Raw genomic sequence first — 424 nt, 5'->3', positions numbered from 1 at the left:
TACCACCCACCAGGCGCGTTCGATGTAGTCGCGGGCCGAGGCCAGCATGGTGCCCCACTCAGGGGTTGGCGGTTGCACGCCGAGGCCGAGGAAGCCCAGGGCGGCGGCATCGAGAATCGCCGAGGAGAAACTCAGGGTCGCCTGGACGATCAGCGGAGCCATGCAGTTGGGCAGCACAGTGATGAACATCAGGCGGGGCAGGCCGGCACCGGCCAGGCGCGCGGCCGTCACGTAGTCACGGTTCAGCTCGCCCATCACCGCGGCGCGGGTCAGGCGCACGTAGGACGGCAGGGACACGATGGCGATGGCGATCACGGTGTTGATCAGGCCAGGGCCGAGGATGGCGACAATCGCCACGGCCAGCAGCAAGGAGGGCAGGGCCAGCATGATGTCCATCAGGCGCATGATGGTCGGGCCTAGAAGT

At 67.5% G+C, this 424-nt stretch carries 1 protein-coding gene; it reads right to left on the bottom strand.

The genetic code is table 11. The features are described 5' to 3' along the window. Positions 1–424 (bottom strand): ABC transporter permease subunit (locus ACM6IP_RS25175; protein ID WP_414862526.1); only part of this gene is annotated, 424 nt, incomplete at both ends.

Origin of the sequence: Pseudomonas sp. IT-P176, assembly GCF_949767245.1 — a bacterium.
Classification (GTDB): domain Bacteria; phylum Pseudomonadota; class Gammaproteobacteria; order Pseudomonadales; family Pseudomonadaceae; genus Aquipseudomonas.
Note: the sequence above shows the minus strand (reverse complement) of the source record. Positions and strands in the feature narration are given on the sequence as shown.